Here is a 24,464-nt window from a genome sequence, read left to right as displayed (position 1 = left end):
CAGATAAAGCCAACTTGCTGACAGCGCAACCGAGTCCGGGAGAACGTGTAGATGCGCGTAAAAACATCAAATCGGATATCCCATAGGTTGAAAAAATTGCGTGCCGTACGCACGTTTACCATTGGGACTGAGTTCAAGAATCGAACATCGTCGGAAAGAACCAGAAAATTGCCAATCATTGGGCTGTAATCGCGTTTGGGTGATCCCATATCGCTTATCAGAGGATACTGTACCAGGAGATGGTAAGGGGTCGTTTCGGGGATATTGATTTTGCGCCCTTTGTGAGGGCATCACGCGCTTGTTCGCGCGTAAAAGCATCGGGAAATGGTTGTTTGCTGACCGATCCGGTTCTTGTCGCGGGCAGGTGCGCGAATGAACAAGGGAAACAACGTTGATTGAGCCCGCAATGTCGGAAACCTCGCCGTCAAGGATAGCTTCAAGCACCTTTGATGCGCGGCAAGGCGATACAAGATGGCGTATTCTGGTCGTCGATGACGACAGGGATGTTCACGAGGCAACGGACTTCGCCCTTGGGCGAGTGAAAATCCTCGGACGGTCCCTCGAACTGATCCACGTCTTTTCGGCCGAAGAGGCGCTGAAACTTCTGCATGAAACACCTGATATCGCGGTCATTCTGCTGGATATCGTGATGGAGCGTCCCGATAGCGGATTGCGTCTGGTCGAGGAGATTCGTGCCGAAGGATACCGCGAACAGCGCATCATATTGCGCACCGGATATCCCGGTGATGCGCCGGAAAAGGAAGTCATCCGCGATTATGAAGTTGATGATTACTGGTCAAAGGACGAGTTGACCCGCACGCGTCTTGTCACATCGCTGACAACGGCGATCCGGGCGGTTGACTATGTGCGGGCTCTTAAGGGGACGCGCACCGGCCTTGAACTGGTGATCGAGGGCACGCAATACCTCTATCAAAACAAGAGTATCGATATCTTTGCCGAAGGTGTCCTGACCCAGCTTGCCGCAATCCTGCGCGTCAGTCCGCAAGGCGGCGTTTGCGCCCTGGCCGAGCTCCCCGACCACCAAAATGACCTTGTTGTCCTGTCGGGTGTGGGGCGGTTTGCCCCCTATGTCGGCAGGAAACTTCTAGAGGTCGAAGACATTGATCATGTCCTGATTTCCGAGGGGCTTGAAGGCGGCCAAATGCCGCTGATTTCGGAAAACAAGATAGTGTTCAGCCATCGCAGCGATACCGGACGACGGTTGCTGATCTATTTTGTGCATGATCAGACCCTGAGCCGCGAAAACACTGTTTTGGTTGAAGTTTTTGCCACCAATCTCGGGATCTGTTTTGACAATCTGGCATTGATGAACGAGTTGGCCGAATTGGCGTTTGTCGATCAGCGTGTCGGCCTTCCCAATCAGAACGCGTTTGATCGCGAACTGATGCATATGACGCGAAATGGCAGCGATGCAGCCATCGTCGCAATGATCGCCATCGAAGATGCCGCCCAGTTTTGCGTTGCATTTGGTGTCAATTATTTCGAGCGGATTATTACCGCGGTTTATGAACGCTTGCGCGCCGTGGCGGGGGACGGGGTATTTGTCGCGCGCGTCGGGGAATATACGCTTGGTCTTGTTGATAGTACCGGCACATTTGAAGTTTCCGCCATTGAGGCAATCTTCGACGATCCGTTCGATGTTGTCGGAAGCCCGGTTGTCGTGCGGGCAACTATCGGTGTTGTGCGCGGTAATCCGCAAGGGCGCCGGTCAAGCGATATACAACGGGCCGCAAGGCTGACTTTGCTGAAACAAAAGCAAAGAGGCCCGGGTGGTACGGCTGAGTTCGAGCCATCCATGGCCGATGAAGTGCAGGGCTCACTGCGGATGGTCGGCGCCTTGCGAGAGGCCGTTCGGGATCGGAAACTGACATTCGTTTTTCAACCGAAGATCTGTCTGAACACCGGCGCTGTCATTGGCAGCGAGGTCCTTTGTCGCTGGGTGGAGGATGGAAAGCCCATCTCGCCGGGGCGTTTCATCCCGGTGGCCGAGCGGGCAGGATTAAGTGGCGCGATCACGTTCCAATGCCTTGATGCCGTTCGGAACCTGAACGAAATGCTTGGGCATGCGGGCCTGCCGCCCTTGAAGGTGGCGATCAATCTGGCGGCAAATGATATCGGCAATATGGATTTCGTCGATCAGTTGATTGAGGCATGCAATTCCCATCATCTTGGACCGGAAACGGTCGGTTTTGAGATTACCGAAACCCAGCGATTTACCAATGATGGCGAGGCGACAGCCTGTGTGCAGAAACTGGCGGGCCTTGGGTTTGAGATTTGGCTTGATGATTTTGGCACCGGGTATTCGTCGCTCAATCATCTGAATATCCTGCCGGTGCGCGGCATCAAGATCGACAAGTCATTTATCAGTGGGCTTGCGGTGGATGTAGGAGCCAATCAGGTTACCGAAACCGCGGCAAAAATTGCAGAAACCCTTGGAATTTCTGCGGTCGCCGAGGGGATCGAGACCATCGAACAACAAAGGATCTGCAAGGATCTTGGCATTCAGTTTGCCCAAGGTTTCCTGTACAGCCCGGGAATTGTGCCGGAAGAATTTGTCGACTGGCTGAAAAGCCGGGATTGCGACGGATGGTCAGATGATGACTGATCCGGATGCACAAACGCCGTCTTCGGGCGACAAAGCCCTGCCTTTGGTCGATGGACGCGACGCGCAATGGCATCAGAGCGGTTATTTCTGGCAGGTCACGGGCGTTCTTGCGCTTGGCGGGATGTTTCTGTTTTTCGGCGTGATGGCGTTCTGGCACACAATTGAGTCCAGCCGCGAAGACGAACGGACGGTTCGGCGATTGCTTGTGGATGTTACCCATCGGGCGGCAGACATCCAGCAATGGTATGAAACAGCCATCCAGACCCTGAACCTGTCGATCCTGCATCCGGCAGTTGAGGAATTTCAGACCCGCCCGGACGAGACGATCAGATATTTCACGGAACTGGCGGGTGAAGTGCAACGTTTCAGCCAGCTTCGGATCATCCTGCCATCCGGTATGGAAGCCATCCGGGTTGATGCACGCGGCAACGAGGTGATTGTTTCCCCTGATGATGCGCTACAAGACAAGTCTGATCGTTATTATTTCGAAGCAGCCCGGTCTTTGCGCCTTGGCCAGGTTTATGTCAGCAGGCTTGACCTCAATGTCGAAAATGGCGAGATCGAAATGCCGCTGCGTCCGACAACCCGGCTGGTGGCACCGATCAGTGGCGTTGATCAAAGCATTGTCGGATATCTGATCGTCAATCTGGATATGCGGGTGCCATTGATCCCGTATGGCATTGCATCCGACGGTGTGACGCAAACCGAACTTATCAATCACGACGGATACTGGCTGGCCGGGGCGAGCGACGATCGCAACTGGGGCTTCATGCTTGGGCATAATGCGTCTGTGGCGCAGGCCAGTCCGGAACTTTGGCAGCGCATCAAATCAGTCGATCGACAGGCTGGTTTTGAAATTGATGGCCTGATTTACGAGGTGGAAACCCTTCCGGTTGAGCGGATGATGAGCAGTTTTTCAAGCGGCAGCGTGCATTCGGAAACTGCAAGGTTCCATCTGGTCGGAAGTGCGCCCGCCTATCAGGCCTGGGCAGGGGATAAAACGGCAGAGGGGATCTTTGTTGGCCTCGTTACCATCATGATTTGGGGTCTGTCGGGGGGGATTGGGTATCTGTTGCTGCGACGACGACAAACAGCACAACTTCAGGCGCTTTTGACCAAGGATCTGCTTGTTCAGGGGCGCATGGCATCCCTTGGTCGGATTGTTGCCGGGGTGTCACATGAAATGCGCACCCCGCTTGGCAATGCGCTTACGGTCAGTACCACCATGGCCGATGATCTGCAGGACTTGCAGCAAGGCCTGATCAAGGCAGGCGACTTTGATGAAGACCGCATGGAGGCGGTCAACTCCCTTCTGGAAGGCAACAGAATTCTTCAGAAGAACATCATCCGGACCAAGGAACTTCTGAAACATTTCAATCAGACGGCGACAGACCAGACGGTTCATGTTCTTCGCAATTTCGATCTGACCAAGGTCGTTACCAATCTGGTCGAAACATTGCGCAAACAGTTTGAAAAGACCGGTATTGAACTGACGATGGCGCTGCCGCAATCCGCGCATCTGAACAGTTACAGTGACGCGATTGATCAGGTGCTGCTGAGTTTGATCATGAATGCCCATCAGCATGCTTTTGTCGGACGGGAAACCGGCAAGATCAGCATCAGGCTAAGCAATCGGGATGATGCAAACTATCTTTTGGAAGTTGCTGATAACGGCATTGGTATCGCGCCGGAAAATCACGAAAAGGTTTTCGAGCCATTCTGGTCAGTTGACGGATCAACCGGGGGCAGCGGGCTTGGATTGGCGATCATTTTGAATGTGGTTCAAAACACCCTTGGTGGTCAGCTCAAGATTTCGTCTGTGCCCGGATCGGGGACCGTATTCCAGATGATCCTGCCAAAGGACGCGCCGTCCTACGAAGCAACACAGGAAAGCCCGTTTTCCGTTCAAGGCGACGCACAATTGGCATCTGCCCGTTCGGCCGGGTCAGTCTGAACAGCTTGCACCGGTCGCGTTTTTGAGTTCGGCGCGGCGTTGGCGGGTCTTGGAAATGACGCGTTTTTTGGTGCCGTCACTCATGGTCATCCAGGAACCGATTTCATCGCCGGTGCGATAACATCCCATGCAGTAACCCGATCTTGGGTCAAGTAGGCAGGTGCCGTTGCACGGGGATTTGACGGGCATGATGATGGGCCTGTAAACGCGAAAACAAAGATGTCAGACCCATGAAAAGCAGTTTCGCGCGCAGCAATCAAGGGGAGGATCTTGGGCTGCGCGCGAAACGAACGGGGGAATGGCCGGTTGTGGCTTAAATCAAATCACTTAAAGGCGATTGAACCACTCGCGGACCTGACGGTCGGCCTCTTCGCGTTGAATGCCATAGGCTTCCTGAATCTTGCCGACCAGTTTGTCTTGCTGGCCATCAATGGTATCGACATCATCGTCGGTCAGGCGACCCCACTGTTTTTTGACGTCACCGGTAAGCTGTTTCCAACGTCCTTCGATTTGGTCCCAATTCATTATCGTCTCCTGTTTTGATTGACGGTTTGCTCGACCAAGGGATGTTGTGCCCTTTGCTAGAATCAACGAAGCAGCAGCGGTGTTGTTCCAAATTGTTTTGCCACGTCGGTTCAGGCAATCGGACAGAGCAAGCGGTTACAGCAACGGGTGGCAGCATTGCCCGTGGTTTGCTTGCCATATCGTGCCCGGGGCGCTATAGCCCCCTACAGTTCTTTTTATGGAGTTGTTTTCGCACCGGCCCCACATCGGCTGTCTGGTGCGGCACGGAGGAAGATATGCGCGGCTATTTCGGGATTGGAATTGAAGGGGCAAGCAAGCCTTTGAATGTGGGCACCCTGTTTCGTTCTGCCCATGCCTTTGGCGCAAGTTTTGCGTTTACGGTGGATGCAGATTTCCGTGAGGAACGCTCCAACATCACCGATACATCGAAGTCGGGCGAACAGATGCCCTACTATCATTTCCCCGATCACGAAAACCTGTTCCTGCCGCAAGGCTGCCGCATGGTGGGGGTCGAACTGACACCCGATGCGATTGAACTGCCAAGCTTCAAGCATCCGTCGCAAGCGGCCTATATCCTGGGTCCGGAACGCGGAAACCTGTCTGATGAAATGCAGGAAAAATGCGATTTCATCATCAAGATCCCGATGAGTTTCTGTGTCAATGTGGCGATTGCCGCCAATATCGTGATGTATGACCGCGTGATCAATCTGGGCCGGTTTGCCCCGCGCCCGGTGCGTGCCGGTGCGCCGACCGAACCCAAGCCCGAAGCGCATTACGGCGGCTGGATTTCGCGCACGCGCGACAAACGCAAGGGTGACCCGGAAAAATTCCGTCAGGCCCCGCCGCCGGATTACTCCGTAATCGACGGTTCGCTTGATGATGACGACGCCTGATTACCGCAACCCAATGCCCCCGATATAAAGAAGCAACGGCCGCGAGGGAGGAGCACGGCCGTTGCTGTGTGTGATCTGCGGTTTGCTGTGCCTTGACAGGGGGGGGCTTGGCACGCTACGCAGATCAGGGTGTTTGGTGATGGTCTAGGCGGCCTTGTGATCGGTCGCTGTCTCTTCCTTGTTTGTCGTGTCGTCCTGTTCGGGGTCTTCGATCTTGTCGTCCGGGCTTTCGCCATGCGGGTTGCGCAGAAGGTTTGCAATCATGCGCATGCCGACTTCGCCCTGAAGGGTCAAAAGGCTTTCGGGGTGGAACTGCACGGCACTGATCGGCAGGCTTTTGTGGCGGATGCCCATGATCACCCCGTCATCACTGCGCGCCGTGACCGTAAGGTCGGCTGGCATTTCAGCCGCCTTGGCAAACAGGGAATGGTAGCGTCCGACAACGATGTCTTCGGGCAGGCCATCAAACAGCGGATCGGTTGTATCGAGTTTCACCTTTGACGGTTTGCCATGCATCGGTGTGACAAGTTGACCCAGTGACCCGCCAAAGAATTCGACAATCCCCTGCAGACCAAGGCAAACCCCGAACACCGGCAAACCCGCAGCAAGGGCGCGTTCGATACTGTCGCGCAGGTGATAGTCATCCGGCCGCCCGGGGCCTGGTGACAGGAACACCAGATCAGGTTTGAAATCCTCAAACGCCTGATCGGGGAATCCCGGACGGAGTGTGAGCGTTTCGGCCCCCGTCGCGCGGATGTAACTGGCAAGGTTTTGCACAAAGCTGTCTTCGTGATCGATCAGAAGCACGCGTTTGCCTACACCTGACACCGTCGGATCAAGGGTGACTTCATCCTTGGCATCACGGGTGACGGCATCGATCATCGCCGATGCCTTAAGCACGGTTTCGGCTTCTTCGGCGTCCGGTTCACTATCAAACAATAATGTCGCGCCCGCACGGACTTCGGCGACACCCTGTTTGAGCCGCACGGTGCGCAACGTCAGGCCGGTATTGAGATCACCATTGCAGAGAACCGCGCCAATCGCCCCGCCATACCAGGCGCGTGCGCTGCGTTCGACGGCCTCGATATGTTTCATCGCAGCACGCTTGGGCGCACCGGTGACAGTTACGGCCCAGCAATGGGTCAGGAAGGCATCGAGCGCATCAAACCCTTCACGCAGGCGACCTTCGACATGGTCGACCGTGTGGATCAGACGCGAATACATTTCGATCTGACGCCGGCCCAGAATGCGGATGCTGCCCGGTTTGCAAACGCGTGCCTTGTCGTTGCGATCGACGTCGGTGCACATGGTGAGTTCCGACTCTTCCTTGGCCGAGTTCAGCAACGTGCGGATATTTTCGGCATCCTCAATCGCGTCGCGGCCACGCGCGATGGTGCCGGAGATCGGGCAGGTTTCAATACGCTGTCCCTTGACCCGGACATACATTTCGGGTGATGCGCCAATCAGGTGTTCACCATCGCCGAGATTGATCAGGAAGCCGTAAGGGGCCGGGTTGCGACGCTTAAGACGGCGGAAAATTTCCGACGGTTTGACATCGCAGGCGGTGCGGAAAACCCGGCTGGGCACGACTTCGAACAATTCGCCACGGGCAAAGCGGTGCTTGGCATCCTCAACAATGGCGGCATATTCGCCCTGTTTCATGTCGTTTTCGATGGCGGCGTTGTTGCCGCGTGATGGCGGGTGGGGTTGGGAAATGCGCTCTAGCCCTGCGGTGCTGCGACCATCGGGTGCGATAAATTCGTAATCAAACCGGGTGGCGACGCGCGAGGCATGGTCGACTGTGACCATCTGATCGGGCAGGAACAGGTGGATGTCCTTATGATCCGCCGGGCGGTCTTGCGCCAGATTGATCTGTTCGAAATGAAGCGCGATGTCATAGCCAAAGGCACCATACAGCCCAAGACGTTCATCGCCCTTGTGCCCGAACAAATCACGCAGTGCGCGCATAACCGAAAACAGGCTGGGTTGCTGGCTGCGCTCTTCTTCGGGGAACCAGGCGGCGGGTTTTTTGACCACGCCATAAAGCCCGTCTTCGCCGTTGGTCAGGCTTTCGACATGGGGATGGTTTTCAAGCGCGCTTGAAATGACATCCAGCAAAACCCGCCCACGATCATTGAGTGCATGCACGGCAAAGCCGCGTTCGCGCCCGATAATTTCAATCGGTGGGGCATCAAAGCCCATATCCCAACGCGAATAGCGCCCCGGAAATTCATAGCTTGAAGACAGCAACACGCCCTTGGTGGCATCAAGCGCATCAATCAGGCCTTCGGTTGCGTTTTCATAGGGCATTTCGGTCATGCGGCGGATGACCGAGACACCGCCATCGGTGGTGTAGCGATACTCGCTGCTGTCAGTGGAAATGCCGGTTTGGCTTGTCGGGGGCGTCACGTTTTTTACTCCTGTGTGGGCCAAGCGCTGCAGGAGCCATGTGATCTTAAGACAAGGAAGAAGAAGTCTGAAAACACAAAGCCGCCTGCAAGAATGAGGCGGCCGGTATGTTTAGGGCACGAGTTTTGGCCGCCCGCTTAAGCGAGCCACCACCAACGATTTGCAATGTGGGTCGGGTTCATGCCGTGTGTTTTCATGGGTCAACCATGTGCCCAAAAAAACCGGGCGTCAAGACTTTTGCGGCGTGGGTGTTGTTTCGGTGTCGTGCAGTTCAAGATGAAGTGGCTGATGGCAATGCGGACAGGTCAGGATTTCATCGCTTTCATTGCGATGGACATCGCGGATGTCCTCGATGATGGACTGGGCCTGTTCTTCGCTGATGCCGAGTTCCTCCTGATGGGACCTTAGTTTGTGGCGGACCCGTTCGGTCAGGCGTTTGCCCAGCAACTGGCGGGTGGCCTGATGGCGATACTCGCTTTCGCGCCTGCGCAGTTCGGCGTTAAAGGCCGACGCCAGAATACCGGCCGGGACGGCAACAATGCCGATACCGGTCAATGAGATGATGCTGGCAAGGAGTTTGCCAAACGGCGTGATGGGGACAACATCGCCATAGCCGACTGTGGCAAGCGTTATGACACTCCAGTAAAGCGCATCAAGCAGGTTGGAGAATTGTTCAGGTTGGGCTTCGTGTTCGGCAAGGTAAATCGCCCCGGCACTGAACACCAGCATGCAGGCAAGGGCGGCACTGGCGGCGCCAAAAATGCCCATTTGCTGGCGAAACACCAGCATCATCAGTTCCAGCCCGGTGGAATAGCGGGTGAATTTCAACAGGCGCAGCAACCGGACGATGCGGATAAAGCGCAAATCAATGCTGGTAAAGAACCACAGGAAGATCGGCAGGATCGCCAGAAGGTCAATCAGCGCCATCGGGGTTAGCATATAGCGCAGACGCGCAAATCGGCCACTAAAGCGCGGATTGTCCGGGGCAGACCAGACACGCAGGCCATATTCGATGGCAAAGATCAGCGTGCAGACGATCTCGATTGTGGCAAACAGAATGAAATAGCGTTCGGCAAAGGCTTCGACCGAGTCAAAGATCACGGAGACGACATTGATGATGATCGCGCTGGCCAGAACCAGATGCACAAACAGCGAAAACCGCGATTCCCGGTCAACACCGTGCAGAAGTTTCTGGGTTCTTGATCGAAGGGTCGGTTTCATGTCGCGCGTACTCGGTCCGGGCAATGGAGTGCAATATTGCCCGGGCAGTTTTGCGCCCAATCATTTCAGAAATGGTTAAATCAGCTCTGATCGCAGTTGCTCAGCGGGATCAGTACCCTTTTGCCGCCTGGATGAAAGCCGAGATCTTGCGCGGGTCCTTGACCCCCTTGCTGCGTTCGACACCGGATGACACGTCCACCCAGGGCGCGCCTGTAATCTTGACGGCCTCTGCGACATTGCTGGGATCAAGTCCGCCAGCCAGCATCCAGTTGCTTTGGAAGTTCTGACCGGTCAGAAGCGTCCAGTCGAATGACACGGCATTGCCGCCGGGAAGGACGCTGTCCTTGGGGGGCTTGGCATCAAACAACAGAAAATCGGCAACGCCGTCATAGTTCTTCTTGGCGTTTTCGATATCGTTTGCGGTGCTGACCGAAATGGCCTTCATGACCTTGAGGCCAAAGCGTTCCTTGACCTCGGCCACGCGTTCCGGGCTTTCCTTGCCATGAAGCTGGATGACGTCGAGATTGCCGGCCTTGATCGCGTTTTCAAGCGCCTCGTCACCGGCTTCGACAAACAGCCCAACCTTATAGATGCTGTTGGGAACCCGTTCGGTGAGCGTCTTGGCACCCTTAAGCGAGATATGGCGCGGGCTTGGCGGGAAGAAGACATATCCAAGGGCATCTGCCCCGGCACTCATGGCTGCAATCGCGGCATCTTCGCTGTTAATTCCACAGATTTTTACCATGCAGGTCATCGGGGCATCCTGTTCTTGTCGTCGCTCTAATCTTCTTGGCAAACGCTTGCCGCGTCAGATTGACTTAACAGAAATGACCACGATCCAACAGGATATTTGCGTTTTGTCGTGGCTTTCCACTGGCAGGATAATCATTGCTGCGCTATTTTCCCGGCCATGAGCAAGAACACAGACCCTGCCGCGGGCGAAACCGGCGAAAACACAACCCACTTTGGTTTTCGTGATGTTCCCGAAAGCCAGAAGGCATCCATGGTGCGCGAGGTCTTCGACACTGTTGCGTCGAAATATGACCTGATGAACGATTTGATGAGCGGTGGCGTGCATCGCTTGTGGAAAGACAGCTTCATCAACGAGCTCAAGCCGCGTCCGGGAATGAAGCTTCTCGACGTTGCCGGGGGTACTGGTGATATTGCGTTTCGCTTCCTGAAAAATGGTGGTGGCTCTGTCACGGTCTGTGACATCAACTATGAAATGCTCCATGTCGGGCGCGACCGCGCGGTTGATCACGGGATCCTGAAAAACATCAACTGGACGGTCGGTGATGCGCAGAAATTGCCGCTGCCAGACCAGTCGGTTGATGCCTATACCATCGCCTTTGGCATTCGCAATGTGACCCGCATTGAAGAAGCGCTTTCAGAAGCCTATCGCGTCCTGCGTCCGGGTGGAAAGTTCCAGTGTCTTGAATTTTCCAAGGTCGTCGTGCCGGGGTTTGACAAGCTGTATGATACCTATTCGTTCAAGCTTTTGCCCGAAATCGGACGGTTTATTGCGGGCAATCGCGAAGCTTATCAGTATCTGGCGGAAAGCATTCGCAAGTTCCCCGATCAGGAAACATTTGCATCCATGATCCGGGCTGCCGGCTTTGAGCGGGTAAAATACCGCAACCTGTCTGGCGGGATTGCAGCGATTCATTCCGGTTGGCGGATATAAGGGCGTTTGACGCATGATCCGTTTTATTCGTAACAGCTTTCGCCTGCTTGCCATGGCGCGCACTTTGGCGCGCTATGATGCGCTGTTTCCTCTCGCCCTTGTGCCGGGGGGAAAACTTGTCGCGTTTCTGGCCCGCCTGACCGCACCGTTTTCGCGCCGGTCTGATTTGCCACCGGGCAAGCGCCTTGCGCGTGCGCTTGAGGAATTGGGCCCGGCCTTTATCAAGCTTGGCCAGACCCTGGCGACCCGATCCGACTTGATTGGCGATGATGTGGCGGCCGACCTGTCGTCGCTTCAGGATCGCCTGCCGCCGTTTTCGGCCAAGGTTGCCAAACGCATCATCACCGAACAGCTGGCCGAACCGTTTGACGTGCTGTTTGCCGAATTTGATGAAACGCCCGTCGCCGCAGCATCCATCGCACAGGTGCATTTCGCGACCACGACCGACGGGCGCGAAGTGGCGGTCAAGGTCCTGCGCCCGGATATCCGGTATCGCTTTGCGCGCGACATGGACCTGTTTTACTGGATTGCGGAACTTGTCGAACTGACCCAGCCGCGCCTGCGTCGTCTTAAACCGATTGAAACGGTCAAGGCGCTTGAAGACAGTGTTCATCTTGAGATGGACCTGCGTTTCGAGGCGGCAGCGGCATCGGAATTCCGCCAAAACTTTGAAGACGATCCGACCTATTACATCCCGCAGATCGATTGGGAACGCACGGCTGAACACGTGATGACCATGGAACGGGTCAAGGGTGTGCGCATTGATAATGTCGAAGCCCTTGATCGCATGGGCATTGACCGGTCGGACTTGCTGGCCAAGGCGGCCGGGGCATTTTTCCAACAGGTTTTCCGCGACGGTTTTTTCCATGCCGACATGCATCCGGGCAACCTGTTTGTTGATGAAAATGGCCGGGTAAGTTTGGTTGATTTCGGCATCATGGGCCGGGTGGATAAGCAAACGCGCCTGTATCTGGCCGAGATGCTGCTGGGCTTTTTGACGCGTGATTATCACCGCGTGGCCGAGGTCCATTTCGAAGCAGGGTATGTTCCGCGCAACCAGTCACTTGAAAACTTCCAGCAGGCGTGTCGTTCGATTGGCGAGCCGATCCTGGGCAAGGAACTGGCCGATATTTCCGTCGGCCGGTTGTTGGGGCAGTTGTTCCAGATTACCGAACAGTTCGGCATGGAAACCCAGCCGCAGCTTTTGATGCTGCAAAAAACCATGATCGTCGCCGAGGGGCTTTCACGTATTCTCAGCCCGAATGAGAATATGTGGGAACTGTCGCGTCCGCTGATCGAAGACTGGATGCGTGAAAACCTTGGTCCGGAAGCCAAGATCAAGGAGGCTACCCTTCAGGCTGGCACCATGTTGCGCCGACTGCCGCGCGTGATCGAAGCCGCAGAACAGGCATCCGCCGTCTTTACTGATCAGGGATTGCGCCTGCATCCCGACACGGTTGCCGCCATGCGTGGCAAGCCAAATAACGGGCAAAGCAAACCTGGCGGATTTTCGCGCCAATCCCTTGTGATGTGGGTGGCGATTGCGGCACTGGCTGTTGCGGTTTACCTGAAATAACCCAATCACCTTACGGGACGACACCTTGTGGGACGACCATGATGGCAGATGGCGGCAAAACCATTGAAATCAGCCTGGATCGGGCGCGGATTGATCTTGAATATTGCTATGATTTTATCGCTGCCTCTTATTGGGCCGCCGGGCGAACCCGCGGTGAGTTTGATCGATCTGTCGAGATGTCATTTCCTGTCGGCGCCTATTGCGATGGCCGTCAGGTCGGTTTTGCGCGCGTGGTCAGTGATCAGATCGCCATTGCCTATGTTGCCGATGTGTTTGTCGATCCGGATTATCGCCGCATCGGCATTGCCGCCAAAATGATCGATGCGTTGCATAACCATCCGGAACTAAAGCGTGTGAAACGCTGGCTTTTGGCGACAGCGGATATGCAACCGCTTTATCGTTTGCATGGCTATGCTGATCTCGACGACATGATGATGATGCGCCTTGATGAGGACGCAAGAAACCGCGATCCATTACGCTAGGACCACATCGAAAAACAAAAACGCCGCCACGGAAAACCGGGCGGCGTTTTTTTTTGGTTTTAAGCCAGATGACGCTTAGCTTGCGCGCACTTCATTGAGGAAGTTGCCAACCTCACCGCGCAGCGTGCCCGACTGGCTGTTAAGCTTATCAGACGCGCCCAATACCTGATGGGCGGCTTCGCCGGTCTGGCGGGCGGCTTCCTGCATTTCGCGGATGTGATTGGACACTTCCTGCGTGCTTTGAACCGCCTGCTGAACCGAGGTCGAGATTTCCGTGGTGGCCTGACCCTGTTCTTCGACCGCAGCCGCTACTTCGGATGCGATGTCATTCAGGTTGGCAATGATGCCGGTGATCCCGTCAATCGCGCCAACCGCCTGCTGGGTCGAGCCCTGAATACCGGAAATCTGTTCAGAGATATCCTCGGTCGCACGCGCGGTCTGGTTGGCGAGGTTTTTGACCTCGTTGGCGACCACGGCAAAGCCCTTGCCAGCATCACCGGCGCGGGCGGCCTCAATCGTGGCGTTAAGTGCCAGCAAGTTGGTCTGTTCGGCAATTGCCTGAATGATCTGGACGACCTCGCCGACTTTCTGTGCCGAGACATCAAGACCCTGAACCATTTCGTTGACCCGGTTTGCCTCGGTCGTGGCATTGGCGGTGATATTGGATGTTTCATTTACCCGCGCGCTGATGTCGCGGATCGAAACAGCAAGTTGTTCGGCGGCACTGGCGACGGTTTCGACACTATGGTTGGCCTGCTCAACAGCGGCAACCACGGCCTGTGAACCAGCCTCGTTTTGTTGGACGGCTGCCACCATGGTCTGGGCGACTTCCTGCATTTCGCCAGATGCGCCAGACACGCCATCGACCACACCCATCACGGTTTGTTCAAACCGACCGGCTAGGGCCGCCATGGCTTCACGACGTTTGGCCTCGGCACGTTCGCGTTCCTGTTCGCGTTCGCGATCAAGCTGGGCGACGCGCTTGGCGTTTTCCTTAAAGATTTCGACCGATGACGCCATTTCGCCGATTTCGTCATTGCGCTTAAGGCCCGGGATATCGACATCCAGTTCGCCATCGACAAGCGACCGCATCGCGCCATTGATCTTGACCATCGGGGTCAGGATCTGATGGCGCAGAACAAACCATGTGACGCCGAGCAAAACCACCAGAATGGCCGCAGCAAGGGCGACCTGAATGATAACGGCCTGCTGGACTTCGGCATTGACGCGATCAAGTGACCAGGCGGTAACCAGCATGCCGCGATACTGATCTTCGTCGCGGCGCTTGGAGTATTTGGTGATCGGGGCACCGACGATCACGGCGTCTTCGGAAATGAAGCTGATGACTTCCTTGTTTTCAAGCTGCCCGAGATATGGCTCGATCAGGGCTGCCAGATCATGCTTTTTGAGTGTTTCAGATTGATAGGTGCCGATGGCATCACCATCAGGATTTGCCGCGATCAGGCTTGCCAGCTGCGAGCTTTCCTTGTCGGTGATCTTGCGGAATTCCTTTTCGACGGATGCGCCGTCCATGGCAATGAAGCCCGGCTGAACCGCAGTTGACAGCATTTCGGTTTTTTCGACCGATTCATTATACATGATTTCGATCATGGCATTGCGTTGCGAGACGGTCTGGATGGTCATCATCGCGGCGAAGCCGACGATGAGAAGTCCCACAATCACAAAAATCACTTTACGTCCGACGGAGGCACCGGATCTCTTAGGTTCGGCCATTTACGGTCTCCCAATCCTTCAAAGGCAGAATTAACCCAATCCCTAGATCTGATGTCGGTGATCGGCCTGAAGCTCCGATCATGTTACCGACAGTCAGGTTGTGACGAATTGTTGCCCTGCGTGATGTTCACAGTGACCAATTCGCGCGTTTATTTTTCCGTAATGAGGCACAAAGGCGTGACGACTACATTCTGGTTTGTTGTTATGCCGCTGAGGCTACCCCATCTGGTAAAATTACTGAAACAAGAAACGATGGGCGTGGTGAATATTCCATTTCCATAAAACCAAATGAATAAATCCACTTATTGGTAAGGCTTTTTTGGTAAATTATGCTTTGTGCAGGAAAGGCCACATGCCGCCGAATCGGGCGGTCAGAGCCGTGGTCAGTCTGTGGGAAATGCCTTTAATGGGGGCGATGGCTTTTGCCAGACAAGGGCAAAGGCACCGGGGGGGAACAGGAATGGCGAAAGCGGCGACAACGCGCAAAAAACGACCGGCAAAGAAGGCATCAAAGCCGTCTGCCGATGATATGCCGGCCAAACAGGATGATCCGGTGATTTCGGCCAAGGATGCCACCCCTGAAAACCAAGATGTTGCTACCAGCGATCAAAGCATGCCGTCGATCAAAAATGGTGATGCGGCGGTTCAGCGCCGACAGGTGATCAGTGATCTGTTTCAGCGCGGTCTTGCCGCCCATCAGGCCGGCCAGATTGATGACGCCATCCGCCTTTACAGCACGGCCCTTCGCCAGAACCCCAATCAACCGGATGTGTGGAACAACCTTGGCGTGGCGCTTCGTCGCAGCAAGAAGTTCGAGGCCGCCCTGATTGCCTATCGACGCGCGGCAGACTTGCGCCCCGGCAATGCCGGCTTGTGGTCGAATATGGGCAATTGCCTGCGCGAAATGATGCGCTTTGACGAGGCGCTTGTTGCGCACAAGAAGGCGCTTGCACTTGATGACACGGTGAAGTCGCATACGTTTAACACCGGTCTTGTGTATCGCGATATGAACCGCTTTGAAGAGGCGCTTGACTATTTCGAGCGTGCGCTTGCGATTGATCCCGATTATGTCGATGCGAACTGGGACAAGTCGCTGGCGCATCTTGCGATTGGCAATTATGCCGAAGGTTGGGCGGGGTATGAGACGCGCCGCAAACTTGCCGATAATCCGATCCGGCCGCTTGAAACCGCCCCTGAATGGGATGGCAAAGCTGATCTTCGCGGCAAACGCATTTTACTGCGTGCCGAGCAGGGCTTTGGCGACATGATCCAGTTTGCGCGTTTTGTGCCGCTTGTGGCTCAAAAGGCCGCACATGTGATCCTTGAATGCCGCAAGGAACTGATCCCGATTATGAAAACTGTGTCGGGTGTGGGTACCGTTGTGGAAAAGGGCCGGCCGCTTCCGGAATTTGATGTGCATGTGCCGCTTTTAAGCCTGCCGCATGTGATGGGCATCGGATCCAAAGAGCTTCAGAAAATCTCGACAGATAGCTACATCTCCGCGCCGCAGGGCAAACGCGCGCGATTGGCACCGCCGCCGGGTACGGTGCTTAAGGTCGGGCTGATCTGGGCGGGCAAGCTTAATCCGCGCGATCGGTCCTGCCCGCTTGAGACGTTGTTGCCGATTTTGTCGGCCAAGGGGGCGGCGTTTTACAGCTTCCAGATTGATGAGCGCCGCGGCGATATCGACAAGCTTGGCCTGCATGCCTTTGTCACCGACCTTGGTGATCATATTCATGATTTTGGCGACAGTGCCGCATTGATGCAGGCGATGGATCTGGTGATCACGATTGACAGCTCACCGGCCCATCTGGCAGGCGCGCTTGGTGTGCCGGTCTGGATGTTGCAGCTTTACACGACCGACTGGCGCTGGATGGTGCATCGGGCCGATAGCCCGTGGTATCCGACCTTGCGGATCTATCGTCAGGATAAACCCGGCGACTGGTCATCGGCGATCCAGAAACTCGGCAGTGATTTTTCAACCCTGCTGCAAGCGCGGATGAACGCGCAGTAACAACGCTGCCAGCGAATACTTGCCTTCGGGCCCAACAGGGCGTAGTTAAGCGGCTTAATTTTGTGGAATGCGGGTCTGGATGGTGATGCCTTTGGGTGACGCCTTTAGGTAATCTCTGGGCACATTCATTTGGCGAACCGATCTGGCGCAGGAGAATTCTTGTGAGCGAAGCTGCTTATAACAAAGGTTTCCCGGTTTCCTGGGAACAGATGCATCGCGATGCCCGTGCACTTGCATGGCGACTGTTGGAAAAAGGCCCGTTCAAGGGAATCGTGGCAATCACCCGTGGCGGTCTTGTGCCGGCGGCAATCATTGCCCGCGAACTTGATATTCGCCTGATTGATACGGTGTGCGTACGCAGCTACTCTGACAAGACGCGTGGCGATCTGGAATGGCTGAAAGACATCAAGGGTGACGGCACCGATATGCTGATCATTGATGATCTGGTCGATACCGGCAAAACCGCCAAGGCTGTGCGCGAAAAACTGCCGCATGCGCATTTCGCAACGGTTTATGCCAAGCCGCTTGGCCGTGAAATCGTTGACAGCTTTGTGACCGAAGTCTCCCAGGACACCTGGATTTACTTCCCCTGGGACATGGAACTGTCGGTCAACGCCCCGATCTCTGAACGCGTGCGTTAATCGACCTGGGGAAACTAACCGTATCCCTTGTAAGGCCGATTGCCAGACAAGGAGATTTCAGGATGACCCAATATTTACGCCCGGACTTCCGTCGCCAGTTGCACACCGCACGCCGATGGGCCGGGCGTTTGTGTTTTGGGGCTGTCTCTGCCGCGGCTGTGACAGCACTAGGTCTTTCGGCACAGGCTCAGCAGGTTTCCGAACGGGTGGCACGCGTTCAATCGATGCTGACTGCTGAAAGCGGATATCGCCTTTCGGTCTTTGCCGAGGTGAGCAACGCCCGGACGATTGCGGTTGCCCCGGAGCTGAACGGCGCTTTTGTCGGGACGCGCGGACCGAACCTTTATTTCGTGCGCGACCAGGATGGCGATGGCGTTGCCGAGGACGTCAATCTGATTGCCGATGACTTCAAGCTGGCCAACGGAATTGCCTATAAACCCGGTACCCTGTTTGTCGCCGATCAACACCGCATCGTGTCCTATGATCTTGCCAATTTTGATGGCGAAAGCCTTGGTCGCCCGCGGATCCTGTTTACCAATCTGCCCGATGAGCGCCATCATGGTTGGCGCTATGCCGCGTTGTCACCCGATGGCGACCGCCTGTTTGTTGCGGTCGGGGCACCGTGCAATATCTGCAAGGTCAGCGGTCTTGAAGGCACGATCATCTCCATCCCGGTTAATGGTGGTGCACCGGACATTTATGCCAGCGGCATTCGCAATTCTGTCGGGCTGAGCTTCCATCCGGAAACGGACGAGCTTTGGTTTACCGATAATGGCGGCGATATGCTGGGCGATAATATCCCGCGTGAGGAACTTAATCGCGCCAGCCAGTCTGGCCAGTTCTATGGCTACCCGTGGTATGCGGGGAATGACACCAGAAGCCCGCAATTTTCCGATGAAACGGTGCCAGAAGAAGTCACTTTCCCGGAATTTACCTTTAATGCCCATAATGCGCCGCTTGGCTTCACCTTCGATGGTGGGGATGCGCTGGTGGCGCTGCATGGATCCTGGAACCGAACGATACCCGATGGGTACGAGGTGGTTCGGGTCGAGTTCATCAATGGCAAGCCGGTGACAGAAAACCCGTTCCTTGTCGGTTTCCTGCGCAGCAATGGCGAAGTGATCGGGCGCCCGGTCGACGTGAAACACTATATCGACGGATCGATCCTGATTTCTGATGACCATGCCAGTGCGATCTGGCGCATGGTGCCGGAAGGCTAAAGTTTTCCAGTATTTGGTAGGGCAATTAATTGGATGGATCTGGATGGGACCGGCTTGCGTTGATCGGAAAAGCGGGCTATAAATCGCGCGCTTCGCGGGTGTAGTTCAATGGTAGAACGGCAGCTTCCCAAGCTGCATACGAGGGTTCGATTCCCTTCACCCGCTCCAAGCCTTTTCCCACAGACATCATCACATCCGGTCCGGCGGACAGGCGCCCGTATTTTGGCATGCGCCATTGCATGCCGTGGCATCATCACCGGCATCTTCATTATGACCCTTGTCGCCACCGGGACAGCAGGCAACCAACCGATCGCGCAGACGGTTTCGGGCGCGTTGGACGCGTGACTTCACTGTCGGGAGGGCAATGGCATTGCGGGTGGCGAAGTCGGTTTGCCGTATGCCGTTGATATCGATTTCTTCAAGTACGGTCTGGTCGGTTTTGCTCAATCGACCGATGAAACCCATCACGCAGTCATGCAAACCGGGTTTGTCGTGCGGCTCGTCATGGTTCAACAGGGTCGGATCGGTATTGAGGGCCTGAAGTGCGGTATGTTCGCGCCCCTGTCGTCGATAGAAGTCCGCCACCTTGCTGCGTGCGACGGCATAAATCCATGCCGATGGATTGGATGCCATGCGAAGATCCGATTTTTTGCGGATGATCGTTTCAAGGATGTCGGCAACGACATCGTCGACCGCGTCCTGTGGGAGACGGTGATAGACGAAACTGCGCAGGCCTTTTTGCAAGGCCTGCCAGTCTGAGTTTGTATGATGTGTCGATGCAAACTTCATGGTTCTTTACGCGCAGCACACCTGATCTGGTTGCATTTCATTGCCCGATTGCTGGCCACAACAGCCAGCCCCCGACGTTTGTTGGTCGGCAGACTGGTCATGTGGCGCATCGTCAAGAATACGATACCACTCCCAGTCAAGTTCGTCTGGTCCTGTTGCCCAGAACTTGGACTGCTTTGCGTGACAACATCCGGTTTCAGCAACGTCGCTGGTGACAAGATCACTTTGATGCAGCCGGGCTGAGGCGGTTTCAAACGCCTGTTCGCTCAGACATTCGACACCGATATGGTTCAGGTTTTCGGTTGCCGCCGGGTGTTCGAACAAAACCAGCTTAAGCGGCGGGTTTTCAACTTCGAAATTGGCATATCCCGGCCGTTGTTTGTGCACCGGGCTTGCGAACATTTCGCTGTAAAACGCAATGGCACGGTCAAGGTTTTTCACATTCAAGGCAAGTTGCAGGCGCATCTTATTCTCCTGTTTTATCGAAGCGATAAACAGGAAGACGCGCGAAGACGCCAAAAGATGCACCTGGCACCAAAAAGGAGCCGGTTACGGTGATGGCGGCAGATAGTTCAGGTTCATGTCACGCGCCTCTTCGTCGCTGCAGATTTTGGTGTCTGAGGCAAAATCGGCAATGCGCGGATCAAGGGTGCTAAGGTAATTGCCCTTGCCGTCAGCAATAAACAGGCAGCGTCCGGTTTCACCGTCAAGCCGTTTACCCGCCCGCCAGTCAGACGGGGCAATCATATCGCCACCATGGATGCCGATGCCGGCATTGTCGGCATCGCGCGACAGCCGGTCATAGCGATGGGAATAGCCCGCAATCGGCAGCGCTTCGCCGTCGCTGATCATTGCCGCCGCCACGTCACGTTCACCGATGCCACATTCGACGATGGGGAAATCACCGGCCTTGCCCGCGCGTTCCTGATCACCGGGCCAGCAATGGACATCAAACGGCGCCATGGCGAAATATTTGCGCAATTGCATGGCCGAAGACATGCCGCAGTCCCAGAAACTGCCGTTATGCAGGCATTGCTGACCGAGTTCCGGGGCGTCCATGCCCGCGATATCAAGCACCTGACCGGCAATCATGATGGTATCGCCGTCAATCACCTGAACATCGCGGCCTCTGGCTTCCAGCCCGGCCGGATCGGCCTGTTGGGACGTGTTGTCTTGGGGCGCGTTGTCAGCCGCACGGACCGGTGCGCTGTGCCAGTGAAGGCCAATGGCAATCAAGGCCGGAATGGAAAGAAGGACGATCAGGCGGATAACGCGTTTCACACTGGCCTCAAAGATCTGCGGGGTGAGTATTTGGCAAGAATGACACAATGGTCATGGCAAAAGAACAAGCAAAAAGAACGGCAAAATGATGACGCCCTTGTCCGGTAGATGGGAGGCAGCGGGAATTGCCATCAATGGTGTCATGCACAATAACCGGATGCATCAATTGTCAATTGGCGCTACAAGCGGGTTTGTCTTTTGCTGTCAGGGAAGCTTGCTTGTTCCGTCTGCAACCCATCTTTTTTGTTGTCGGGGTCATGGTCATTATCATCGGTATATCGATGATGGTGCCTGCTGCTGTTGATCTTGCATATGGCAACCCGGACTGGAAAATTTTTGCCCAAGCCTCGATCACGACCATCGGGCTTGGAGGTATGGCGTGTCTTGCCTGCCGGTCGGATATCGGCCCGCGTGTGACAGCACGCCAGGGCTATGTCCTGACGGTGGTGTCATGGATTGCGATTAGCCTGACCGGGTCCTTGCCGCTTTGGTATTCATCGCTTGAAATCAGTTTCTGTGATGCGGTGTTTGAAACCGTATCGGGTTTGACGACGACCGGATCGACGATCCTGTCGGGATTGGATGAACTGCCGCCGGGATTGTTGATCTGGCGATCGATCATGCAGTGGCTGGGCGGGATCGGGATCATTGTGACCGCCTTGGCCCTTTTGCCGATGATGCGGGTTGGCGGCATGCAGCTTTTCCAAATGGAAAGTTCGGATCGGTCGGAAAAACTTAGTGGCCGCATGCGCGATATGTGCCTGCAGATCGTGATGATCTATTCGGTTCTGACCCTGGTGTGCATTGTGCTGTATCGCATCTTTGGCATGGGATGGTTTGATGCGATCAATTACGGCATGACGACGCTGTCGACCGGGGGCTATGCCACGTCGGACCTTTCATTTGCCAAGTTTGACACCAGCCTGTCGTTGCACTGGATTGCCATCCTGTTCATGTTCTTTGGTGGTTTGCCGTTTACCGCCTATGCGGTCTTTCTGCGCAAACGCGCGATCAAGGCAGTGATCGGCAATCAGCAAATCAAATTGTTCTGCCTGATCATTGCAGGTTTTACATTTTTGCTGACCTTGCGGCTGTTGCAGATTTCAGATGACGGCTTCTTCCGGTCGCTGACCATGGCGGCGTTCAACCTTGTGTCGGTGATTACGACCACGGGCTATGCATCGGGGGATTACCTGTTGTGGGGCCCGGCCGCGGTCATGCTGTTTTTCTTTGCGACCTTTATCGGTGGTTGTTCGGGATCAACATCGGGCGGGTTCAAGATGTTTCGCCTGTATGTCGTGTTTACCGGACTTCGTGCCCATTTCATGCGCCTGCGCAGTCCGTCAGCCGTTGTGGTCAGCCGCATTGATCGCCACGAAATCACATCCGACATCTATAACGCCGTAACGGTCTATGTCTTCCTTTTGACCATCAGCTATATCGCGGTGACGATTGCCCTTGGTTTGACGGGGCTTGATCTGATTACCTCGATGAGTGCGGCGGCAACAGCCCTTGCCAATGTTGGGCCGGGGCTTGGCAATATCATCGGACCGGCTGGTAATTTCCAGTCCTTGCCGGATTCCGCGAAGTGGATTTTGGATGTTGCCATGGTTCTGGGCCGTCTTGAGTTCGAGACGCTTCTTGTGCTGTTGATGCCGTCCTTCTGGCGCGACTGATCCCTGATTTTCATTTTGCCGATTGTTGGTGTCGGTCTGTGACGGTTGCCACAGACCGAAGGTTTACTTTGCGTCATTTTCGCGCCGTGTATAAGTTTGTAGCGTTAATAACAAACACACAAACAGTGGACACGGACATGAAACTGCAGAAAACGATCACGACCAAAATCGCCGGGGCCCTTGCGGTCCTTTTCTTGGCTGGTGCTGTTTCCGCATGCTCGCCCGAGGTGGGCAGCGAGGAATGGTGCAATGACCTTAAGGAAAAGCCGAAGGGCGACTGGACGGCAAACGAGGCGACCGATTTCGCCAAACATTGCCTGATGTGATCAGTGCATTCGCCTGATCGGACTGTAAAACGATCAGCCGATTCTCTTTCATAGTCTGGATATGTCGTCTTTATGGCGGCTAAATCCGCCCTTTGACGTCTGCTTGGCGGTGGTACTGTTGAAGGGCGGATTTTTTATGTCCGCCCGTTTAAAATCGCCATGGAACAATCTGTTGTCCGGTGCGTTTTTACCCAATCAGAACCGCGCATGAATGCAATGCAGCAAGGTACATTTGCGTTACCTTGATTAATCCTTATAATGCGCGGCCCGCGAATGATCGCGGCAGTCGAATATGACAACAAATTTATTGCGAGGTTAGACAACTATTATGAGTGCCGAAAATCTCCATGTCGGTGTCATTGGCGCAACCGGTGCGGTTGGCGTCGAGCTGATCAATGTAATGTTTGATCGCAAGTTCCCTGTGGGTGAACTCACCCTGTTCGCGTCAGAGCGTTCAGCGGGCAAGACCGTGGAGACTAAATTCGGCACTAAGACCGTCGCGCTGTTTTCTGTTGAAGAAGCCAAGCAGTGCGACATTGTCTTCCTTGCTGTTTCCGGTGATTTTGCCAAGGAATATGCGCCCAAGATTGCCGAAGGCGCGCTGGTGATTGATAACTCCTCGGCGTTCCGTCTCAATGACGATGTTCCGCTGATCGTGCCGGAAATCAATGGTCACCTTGCCAAAACGGCAAAACTGATCGCGAACCCGAACTGCACCACGGCGATTGCCGCAGTTGCCCTTTGGCCGCTGCATCAGGCCTTTGGCCTGAAAAAGGTGATCGTGTCGACCTATCAGGCCGCATCGGGTGCCGGTCAGCCGGGCATGAACGAATTGCGCGAAGGTCTGGCGGCTGGTCTTGCGGGCAAGCCGGTCCCGGCCGAAGTGTTTTCATCGCCGCTTGCGTTTAACGTGATCCCGCATATCGATACTTTCCAAGACAACGGTTACACCCGTGAAGAAATGAAAGTGACTTGGGAAACGCGCAAGATCTTTGGCGCGCCGGATCTTCCGGTATCGTGCACCGCGGTTCGTATTCCGACCGAGCGTACCCATTCCGAGGCCATCGTGGTTGAAACCGAAAAGGTTGTTACCCCGGAGGCGGCCCGTGAAGTGCTGGCAAAGGCCAAGGGTGTCAAACTTGTCGATGATCCGGCAAACAACAAATACCCGATGCCGCTGACTGCGACCGAACAGTATGACGTCGAAGTTGGCCGTATTCGTACCAACCTGATCTTTGGTGATCATGGTCTGGAACTGTTTGTTGCCGGTGACCAGTTGCTTAAGGGTGCTGCGCTTAACGCGGTCCAGATCGCCGAGGCATCTATCGCCGACTGATCGCGCACCGAAGCGAATTAAACAAAAAACACCCCCGGCAGATTGTTCTGCCGGGGGTGTTTTGTATCTGCTCGCGG

General features: G+C 55.2%; 21 protein-coding genes and 1 tRNA gene. 13 read left to right on the top strand and 9 right to left on the bottom strand.

The annotated features are described in order from the left end of the window. Nucleotides 1–391 precede the first annotated feature (391 nt). Both AC5Q5A_RS14030 and AC5Q5A_RS14025 read left to right on the top strand, forming a co-directional pair. Entirely contained in the window at nucleotides 392–2,626 is a 2,235-nt protein-coding gene (locus AC5Q5A_RS14030) for an EAL domain-containing protein (protein ID WP_493895662.1), read from the top strand. Further along, nucleotides 2,616–4,580 carry a sensor histidine kinase gene (locus AC5Q5A_RS14025; protein ID WP_493895661.1) on the top strand — a complete coding sequence of 655 codons (1,965 nt, stop codon included), beginning with the start codon at nucleotides 2,616–2,618 and terminating at the stop codon, nucleotides 4,578–4,580. Before AC5Q5A_RS14030 ends, AC5Q5A_RS14025 begins: the two co-directional genes overlap by 11 nt. Here the strand turns inward: AC5Q5A_RS14025 and AC5Q5A_RS14020 are convergent. Next, on the bottom strand, nucleotides 4,572–4,769 hold the full coding sequence (locus tag AC5Q5A_RS14020; RefSeq protein ID WP_493895660.1) for a DUF1289 domain-containing protein: 198 nt from the start codon (nucleotides 4,767–4,769) through the stop codon (nucleotides 4,572–4,574). The genes AC5Q5A_RS14025 and AC5Q5A_RS14020 overlap by 9 nt on opposite strands. Nucleotides 4,770–4,907: 138 nt before the next feature. Beyond that, the gene (locus tag AC5Q5A_RS14015) at nucleotides 4,908–5,105 is read right to left on the bottom strand and encodes a CsbD family protein (protein ID WP_063085705.1); all 198 of its coding nucleotides are present in this window, start codon (nucleotides 5,103–5,105) and stop codon (nucleotides 4,908–4,910) included. A gap of 275 nt (nucleotides 5,106–5,380) precedes the next feature. Between AC5Q5A_RS14015 and AC5Q5A_RS14010 the strand changes: the two genes are divergently transcribed. After that, nucleotides 5,381–5,998 (top strand): RNA methyltransferase, encoded by a 618-nt coding sequence (locus AC5Q5A_RS14010; protein ID WP_197146504.1) that lies wholly within the window; start codon nucleotides 5,381–5,383, stop codon nucleotides 5,996–5,998. 144 nt (nucleotides 5,999–6,142) lie between these two features. Here the strand turns inward: AC5Q5A_RS14010 and AC5Q5A_RS14005 are convergent, their stop codons facing one another. The 3 genes from AC5Q5A_RS14005 to AC5Q5A_RS13995 all read right to left on the bottom strand — a co-directional run bounded on the left by AC5Q5A_RS14005 (nucleotide 6,143) and on the right by AC5Q5A_RS13995 (nucleotide 10,382). Further along, nucleotides 6,143–8,407 (bottom strand): anthranilate synthase component I, encoded by a 2,265-nt coding sequence (locus AC5Q5A_RS14005; protein ID WP_493895659.1) that lies wholly within the window; start codon nucleotides 8,405–8,407, stop codon nucleotides 6,143–6,145. A 228-nt stretch (nucleotides 8,408–8,635) separates the two neighbouring features. Beyond that, on the bottom strand, nucleotides 8,636–9,628 hold the full coding sequence (locus tag AC5Q5A_RS14000) for an ion transporter (protein ID WP_493895658.1): 993 nt from the start codon (nucleotides 9,626–9,628) through the stop codon (nucleotides 8,636–8,638). Between the two features lie 109 nt (nucleotides 9,629–9,737). Continuing rightward, nucleotides 9,738–10,382, bottom strand: a complete 645-nt coding sequence (locus AC5Q5A_RS13995; RefSeq protein WP_008889105.1) for a phosphoribosylanthranilate isomerase — start codon at nucleotides 10,380–10,382, stop codon at nucleotides 9,738–9,740. Between the two features lie 156 nt (nucleotides 10,383–10,538). Here AC5Q5A_RS13995 and ubiE point away from each other — a divergent pair, with 156 nt between their 5' ends. Genes ubiE through AC5Q5A_RS13980 form a run of 3 tightly spaced genes read left to right on the top strand, consistent with a single transcriptional unit; the run spans nucleotide 10,539 to nucleotide 13,370 of the window. Beyond that, nucleotides 10,539–11,312 (top strand): bifunctional demethylmenaquinone methyltransferase/2-methoxy-6-polyprenyl-1,4-benzoquinol methylase UbiE, encoded by a 774-nt coding sequence (ubiE, locus tag AC5Q5A_RS13990; protein ID WP_063085689.1) that lies wholly within the window; start codon nucleotides 10,539–10,541, stop codon nucleotides 11,310–11,312. Nucleotides 11,313–11,325: 13 nt separating this feature from the next. Next, nucleotides 11,326–12,888 (top strand): 2-polyprenylphenol 6-hydroxylase, encoded by a 1,563-nt coding sequence (gene ubiB, locus AC5Q5A_RS13985; RefSeq protein ID WP_008889107.1) that lies wholly within the window; start codon nucleotides 11,326–11,328, stop codon nucleotides 12,886–12,888. Nucleotides 12,889–12,926: 38 nt separating this feature from the next. Next, nucleotides 12,927–13,370: a GNAT family N-acetyltransferase gene (locus AC5Q5A_RS13980; protein ID WP_493895657.1), complete on the top strand. Its 444-nt coding sequence runs from the start codon at nucleotides 12,927–12,929 to the stop codon at nucleotides 13,368–13,370. 75 nt (nucleotides 13,371–13,445) lie between these two features. Here AC5Q5A_RS13980 and AC5Q5A_RS13975 read toward each other — a convergent pair whose 3' ends face one another. After that, the gene (locus AC5Q5A_RS13975) at nucleotides 13,446–15,104 is read right to left on the bottom strand and encodes a methyl-accepting chemotaxis protein (RefSeq protein ID WP_493895656.1); all 1,659 of its coding nucleotides are present in this window, start codon (nucleotides 15,102–15,104) and stop codon (nucleotides 13,446–13,448) included. A 460-nt stretch (nucleotides 15,105–15,564) separates the two neighbouring features. On the opposite strand from AC5Q5A_RS13975, the gene AC5Q5A_RS13970 reads away from it, so the two are divergent. The 4 genes from AC5Q5A_RS13970 (at nucleotide 15,565) to AC5Q5A_RS13955 (ending at nucleotide 19,147) form a co-directional block, all read left to right on the top strand. Next, complete coding sequence (locus tag AC5Q5A_RS13970; RefSeq protein WP_493895655.1) at nucleotides 15,565–17,118, top strand: tetratricopeptide repeat protein; 1,554 nt, start codon at nucleotides 15,565–15,567, stop codon at nucleotides 17,116–17,118. A 161-nt stretch (nucleotides 17,119–17,279) separates the two neighbouring features. Continuing rightward, complete coding sequence (gene gpt, locus AC5Q5A_RS13965) at nucleotides 17,280–17,759, top strand: xanthine phosphoribosyltransferase (protein ID WP_008889111.1); 480 nt, start codon at nucleotides 17,280–17,282, stop codon at nucleotides 17,757–17,759. A 62-nt stretch (nucleotides 17,760–17,821) separates the two neighbouring features. Continuing rightward, the gene (locus AC5Q5A_RS13960; RefSeq protein ID WP_493895654.1) at nucleotides 17,822–18,979 is read left to right on the top strand and encodes a PQQ-dependent sugar dehydrogenase; all 1,158 of its coding nucleotides are present in this window, start codon (nucleotides 17,822–17,824) and stop codon (nucleotides 18,977–18,979) included. Between the two features lie 94 nt (nucleotides 18,980–19,073). Beyond that, a tRNA-Gly gene (locus tag AC5Q5A_RS13955) sits at nucleotides 19,074–19,147 on the top strand. A gap of 21 nt (nucleotides 19,148–19,168) precedes the next feature. Here AC5Q5A_RS13955 and AC5Q5A_RS13950 read toward each other — a convergent pair. The 3 genes from AC5Q5A_RS13950 to AC5Q5A_RS13940 form a co-directional block, all read right to left on the bottom strand. After that, the gene (locus tag AC5Q5A_RS13950) at nucleotides 19,169–19,768 is read right to left on the bottom strand and encodes a sigma factor (protein ID WP_493895653.1); all 600 of its coding nucleotides are present in this window, start codon (nucleotides 19,766–19,768) and stop codon (nucleotides 19,169–19,171) included. Nucleotides 19,769–19,774: 6 nt separating this feature from the next. Further along, nucleotides 19,775–20,233 carry an ArsI/CadI family heavy metal resistance metalloenzyme gene (locus AC5Q5A_RS13945; protein WP_493895652.1) on the bottom strand — a complete coding sequence of 153 codons (459 nt, stop codon included), beginning with the start codon at nucleotides 20,231–20,233 and terminating at the stop codon, nucleotides 19,775–19,777. 84 nt (nucleotides 20,234–20,317) lie between these two features. Then, nucleotides 20,318–21,049 carry a thermonuclease family protein gene (locus tag AC5Q5A_RS13940; RefSeq protein ID WP_493895651.1) on the bottom strand — a complete coding sequence of 244 codons (732 nt, stop codon included), beginning with the start codon at nucleotides 21,047–21,049 and terminating at the stop codon, nucleotides 20,318–20,320. Between the two features lie 218 nt (nucleotides 21,050–21,267). On the opposite strand from AC5Q5A_RS13940, the gene AC5Q5A_RS13935 reads away from it, so the two are divergent. The 3 genes from AC5Q5A_RS13935 (at nucleotide 21,268) to AC5Q5A_RS13925 (ending at nucleotide 24,387) form a co-directional block, all read left to right on the top strand. After that, nucleotides 21,268–22,725, top strand: coding sequence for a TrkH family potassium uptake protein (locus AC5Q5A_RS13935; protein WP_245227770.1), 1,458 nt, complete (start codon nucleotides 21,268–21,270; stop codon nucleotides 22,723–22,725). A gap of 137 nt (nucleotides 22,726–22,862) precedes the next feature. Beyond that, nucleotides 22,863–23,051 (top strand): DUF3012 domain-containing protein, encoded by a 189-nt coding sequence (locus tag AC5Q5A_RS13930; RefSeq protein WP_008889117.1) that lies wholly within the window; start codon nucleotides 22,863–22,865, stop codon nucleotides 23,049–23,051. 328 nt (nucleotides 23,052–23,379) lie between these two features. Continuing rightward, nucleotides 23,380–24,387, top strand: a complete 1,008-nt coding sequence (locus AC5Q5A_RS13925) for an aspartate-semialdehyde dehydrogenase (RefSeq protein WP_008889118.1) — start codon at nucleotides 23,380–23,382, stop codon at nucleotides 24,385–24,387. The last annotated feature ends 77 nt before the right edge of the window (nucleotides 24,388–24,464 follow it).

The organism is Thalassospira sp. CA1 (assembly GCF_059052855.1).
Note: the sequence above shows the minus strand (reverse complement) of the source record. Positions and strands in the feature narration are given on the sequence as shown.

What these genes read in the sequence shown, in the direction of transcription:
- AC5Q5A_RS14025 (WP_493895661.1), top strand. Translation starts at nt 2,616, where the DNA reads ATGATGACTGATCCGGATGCACAAACGCCGTCTTCGGGCGACAAAGCC.
- AC5Q5A_RS14020 (WP_493895660.1), bottom strand. Translation starts at nt 4,769, where the DNA reads ATGCCCGTCAAATCCCCGTGCAACGGCACCTGCCTACTTGACCCAAGA.
- AC5Q5A_RS14015 (WP_063085705.1), bottom strand. Translation starts at nt 5,105, where the DNA reads ATGAATTGGGACCAAATCGAAGGACGTTGGAAACAGCTTACCGGTGAC.
- AC5Q5A_RS14010 (WP_197146504.1), top strand. Translation starts at nt 5,381, where the DNA reads ATGCGCGGCTATTTCGGGATTGGAATTGAAGGGGCAAGCAAGCCTTTG.
- AC5Q5A_RS14000 (WP_493895658.1), bottom strand. Translation starts at nt 9,628, where the DNA reads ATGAAACCGACCCTTCGATCAAGAACCCAGAAACTTCTGCACGGTGTT.
- AC5Q5A_RS13995 (WP_008889105.1), bottom strand. Translation starts at nt 10,382, where the DNA reads ATGACCTGCATGGTAAAAATCTGTGGAATTAACAGCGAAGATGCCGCG.
- ubiE (WP_063085689.1), top strand. Translation starts at nt 10,539, where the DNA reads ATGAGCAAGAACACAGACCCTGCCGCGGGCGAAACCGGCGAAAACACA.
- ubiB (WP_008889107.1), top strand. Translation starts at nt 11,326, where the DNA reads ATGATCCGTTTTATTCGTAACAGCTTTCGCCTGCTTGCCATGGCGCGC.
- AC5Q5A_RS13980 (WP_493895657.1), top strand. Translation starts at nt 12,927, where the DNA reads ATGATGGCAGATGGCGGCAAAACCATTGAAATCAGCCTGGATCGGGCG.
- AC5Q5A_RS13975 (WP_493895656.1), bottom strand. Translation starts at nt 15,104, where the DNA reads ATGGCCGAACCTAAGAGATCCGGTGCCTCCGTCGGACGTAAAGTGATT.
- AC5Q5A_RS13970 (WP_493895655.1), top strand. Translation starts at nt 15,565, where the DNA reads ATGGCGAAAGCGGCGACAACGCGCAAAAAACGACCGGCAAAGAAGGCA.
- AC5Q5A_RS13960 (WP_493895654.1), top strand. Translation starts at nt 17,822, where the DNA reads ATGACCCAATATTTACGCCCGGACTTCCGTCGCCAGTTGCACACCGCA.
- AC5Q5A_RS13950 (WP_493895653.1), bottom strand. Translation starts at nt 19,768, where the DNA reads ATGAAGTTTGCATCGACACATCATACAAACTCAGACTGGCAGGCCTTG.
- AC5Q5A_RS13945 (WP_493895652.1), bottom strand. Translation starts at nt 20,233, where the DNA reads ATGCGCCTGCAACTTGCCTTGAATGTGAAAAACCTTGACCGTGCCATT.
- AC5Q5A_RS13930 (WP_008889117.1), top strand. Translation starts at nt 22,863, where the DNA reads ATGAAACTGCAGAAAACGATCACGACCAAAATCGCCGGGGCCCTTGCG.
- AC5Q5A_RS13925 (WP_008889118.1), top strand. Translation starts at nt 23,380, where the DNA reads ATGAGTGCCGAAAATCTCCATGTCGGTGTCATTGGCGCAACCGGTGCG.